Origin of the sequence: Cellulomonas septica (genome assembly GCF_012396155.1) — a bacterium.
Lineage (GTDB): Bacteria > Actinomycetota > Actinomycetes > Actinomycetales > Cellulomonadaceae > Cellulomonas > Cellulomonas septica.
This window is the reverse complement of record NZ_JAAXOY010000463.1, coordinates 1-2,919: the sequence shown is the minus strand read 5'-3', so window position 1 is coordinate 2,919 and position 2,919 is coordinate 1. Positions and strand designations below refer to the sequence as shown.

At 76.0% G+C, this 2,919-nt stretch carries 5 protein-coding genes; 4 read left to right on the top strand and 1 reads right to left on the bottom strand.

The window, feature by feature from the left end; genetic code table 11:
- On the top strand, positions 1 to 437 hold a 437-nt coding region (locus tag HGA02_RS15085), incomplete at its 5' end, for a helix-turn-helix transcriptional regulator (protein ID WP_168679838.1).
- Between the two features lie 11 nt (positions 438 to 448).
- Here HGA02_RS15085 and HGA02_RS15080 read toward each other — a convergent pair.
- Complete coding sequence (locus tag HGA02_RS15080) at positions 449 to 895, bottom strand: GNAT family N-acetyltransferase (protein WP_343035501.1); 447 nt, start codon at positions 893 to 895, stop codon at positions 449 to 451.
- 3 nt (positions 896 to 898) lie between these two features.
- On the opposite strand from HGA02_RS15080, the gene HGA02_RS15075 reads away from it, so the two are divergent.
- From HGA02_RS15075 to HGA02_RS15065, 3 genes are read left to right on the top strand one after another with little or no spacing between them, the layout of a single operon-like run.
- Positions 899 to 1,288: a hypothetical protein gene (locus HGA02_RS15075; RefSeq protein WP_168679837.1), complete on the top strand. Its 390-nt coding sequence runs from the start codon at positions 899 to 901 to the stop codon at positions 1,286 to 1,288.
- 60 nt (positions 1,289 to 1,348) lie between these two features.
- Positions 1,349 to 1,729, top strand: a complete 381-nt coding sequence (locus tag HGA02_RS15070; protein ID WP_168679836.1) for a VOC family protein — start codon at positions 1,349 to 1,351, stop codon at positions 1,727 to 1,729.
- A 41-nt stretch (positions 1,730 to 1,770) separates the two neighbouring features.
- On the top strand, positions 1,771 to 2,604 hold the full coding sequence (locus HGA02_RS15065; protein ID WP_343035500.1) for a MerR family transcriptional regulator: 834 nt from the start codon (positions 1,771 to 1,773) through the stop codon (positions 2,602 to 2,604).
- Positions 2,605 to 2,919 lie beyond the last annotated feature (315 nt).

Sequence of the window (2,919 nt, the reverse complement as noted above, 5' to 3'; positions counted from 1 at the left end):
AGGTCGACACGTGGTTCGGCGCCGCGCTGGCCGCGCACGCACGGACCCCCGACGTCTTCGAGACGGCGCGAACGCAGCTCGCGTACGGGTCGCGGCTCCGGCGGGCGCGTCGACGGACCGACGCGCGCCCCCACCTGCGTGACGCGCTCACGACGTTCGACGCGCTCGGCGCCGCACCGTGGGCCGACCAGGCGGTCGCCGAGCTGCGCGCCACCGGCGCCACCGCGCACCGTCGCGACGTCACGGGCCTCGACCACCTGACCCCGCAGGAGCTGCAGGTCGCCCGCACGCTCGCCGCGGGCCGGACGACGCGCGAGGCCGCGGCCGCGCTGTTCCTGAGCCCGAAGACGATCGAGTACCACCTGCGGAACGTCTACACGAAGCTCGGCGTGCGGACCCGCGCGGACCTCGCGACGGCGCTCGCCGACCGGGCGTGACCACGCCCCGGTCAGAGCGGCCGACGGACGACCACGCGCGGACGGCCACCTGACCGCCCCGTGGTGGGCGCGACGACCTCGAAGCCGCCCGCCTCGAACAGCTCGACGCTGCCCACGTACCCGGAGATGAGGTCGACGCGCGTGCCACCGGCCTCGATCGGGTAGCCCTCGACGACCTCCGCACCGTGCGCCCGCGCGTGCTCGACGGCGCCGGCGAGCAGCACGTGCATCAACCCGCGCTTGCGGAACGGCGGCCGGACGACGAAGCAGACGACGCTCCACGGGTCGCGGTCGTCGACGAACGGGATCGTCCGCGAGCGCATCAGGCGCCGGTACGTCGAGCGCGGTGCGACCGAGCACCAGCCCGCGGGCTCGTCGTCGCCGTGCGGCTCGGCTCGGCCGGCGTCGCGCTGCTGCCACAGGGGTCGCTCGAACCGCGGCTCGCCTGGGCTGCGCACCTCGTGTCCACCTGCGCGCTGGCGACGGTCGCCGCGACGCTCGCGCCGTTCGTCGCCGACCCGACCGCACCCGTGGGCGACCGCGACCGATGGTTCGCCGTGGGCGCCTACGCGACGTACGCGCTCGTCGCGGCGAGCATCCACGTGGCCCTCTCGGTGCGGGATGGCCGGGCGGGCGCCGACCCTGACCAGCGGCGGGCGAGCGCGCAGCGGGCGGTCGCGATCGGCGCGCCCGCGCTCGTCGTCGTCACGCTCGCCGGAGTGCACGTCGACCCGCCGGCGGTCCGGCTCGTCTGGCTGCTCGCGGGAGGCGTCGTCCTCATGCCGGTGCTGCTCGGCGTCCTGCGTCGCCGGGAGGAGCGGCCTCAGGCTCTTGCACCTCACGTGACGTGAGGGCCTAGCGTCGGCGGTGCGGGCGCCGGTGCCCGCGGCACGTCCGACCGGGAGGCTGCGATGACCCAGCTGGTGCCCTACCTGACCGTGCACGACGCCGCGACGGCGATCGGCTTCTACGCCGCCGCGTTCGGCGCGACGGAGACCGGCGAGCGGTACACCGAGGACGACGGGCGCGTCGGGTTCGCGGCGCTCGCGATCGACGGCCACCCGTTCTACCTGTCCGACGAGTACCACGAGGTCGGCGCCTACGCGCCGGCGACCGTCGGGCGGTCGACGTCGGCCCTCGTGCTGGAGGTCGACGACGTGGACGTCGTCTACGCGCGCGCGGTCGCGGCCGGTGCGACGGCCGACCGCGAGCCCGTCGACCAGGGGGACGAGCGGCGCGGCTGGCTGGTCGACCCGTTCGGCCACCGCTGGGCGATCCACTCGCCGGTCTGAGCCGTGGCGGGACGGCGGACGACGCGCCCGCGGTGGTCGGCGTGAGCGGGCCGACCGACGACGCCGGCTGGCGGGTCGGCGACCTCGCCGCGCTCACCGGCCTCACCGTCCGCACGCTGCACCACTACGACGACGTCGGCCTGCTCCGGCCCGACCGGACCGCCGCGGGGCACCGCGTGTACCGGCGGGCGCACGTCGAGCGGCTGTACCGGATCAGCGTGCTGCGGCGGTTCGAGGTGTCGCTGGACGACATCGGTGCGGCGCTCGACGACCCCGGGTGGACGCTGGACGGTGCGCTGCGCACGCACCTCGTCGAGCTGGAGGACCAGGTGCTGCGCATGGAGCGCCTGCTGCACCGGCTCAGCGCGACGCGTCCCGGCGTCGCCGCCGACGGGGTGGAGCCGGGCGACCACGGGGCGGGCGACCTGGACGTGTGCCGGCGCCTGCTGGCCGTCCTGGAGGACGACGTGGTCGCGTCGACCGAGCCGCTGCGGCGCGTCGCGGTCCTCGTCTACGCGGACCTGGAGGCCGCGCACCGGCACCTCGTCGAGGTCTTCGGGCTGGAGGCCGGGCCGCTGCACCGTGACGGCGCGGGGGTCGTCGTGCACGGCGAGGTCCGGACGGCCGACGGGATCGTGATGCTGCACCGGGTCGCACCGGAGTGGCGGCTGGCGTCTCCCGCGGCGCTCGGTGGGGCGACCGGGATGCTCGTCGTGACCGTGCGGGACGTCGACGCCCACCACGCGGCCGTCGTCGCGCGCGGCGGCTCGGTGACCTACCCGCCGACGGACCAGCCGTACGGCGTGCGCGAGTACGGGGCGCTGGGTCCGGAGGGCGAGCCCTGGTCGTTCTGGTCGCCGCTCGGCACGACCTGATGGCACCCAGGGGTTGCGAACGATGTATCAACGATATATCGTTCAGGACGTCGGCATCGCGCCGCACCCCTCCCGGGACACCCCGGTCGAGCCGTGCCCCGCATCCGCGCCGGCACCCACGATCCCGAGGAGCACCCCCATGCGACACCACCACTTCCACCACCACCCCGCCGGCCCCGACGCGTTCGACGACGAGGCGGCCGGTCGTCCGTCCGGCCCTCCGTTCGGTCCCGGCTTCGGCCCGGGCTTCGGTCCGGGCTTCGGTCCCGGCGGTCCCGGACCGCGCGGCGGTCGCGGCTTCGGCGGCCACCACGG

What these genes read in the sequence shown, in the direction of transcription:
- HGA02_RS15070 (WP_168679836.1), top strand. Translation starts at nt 1,349, where the DNA reads ATGACCCAGCTGGTGCCCTACCTGACCGTGCACGACGCCGCGACGGCG.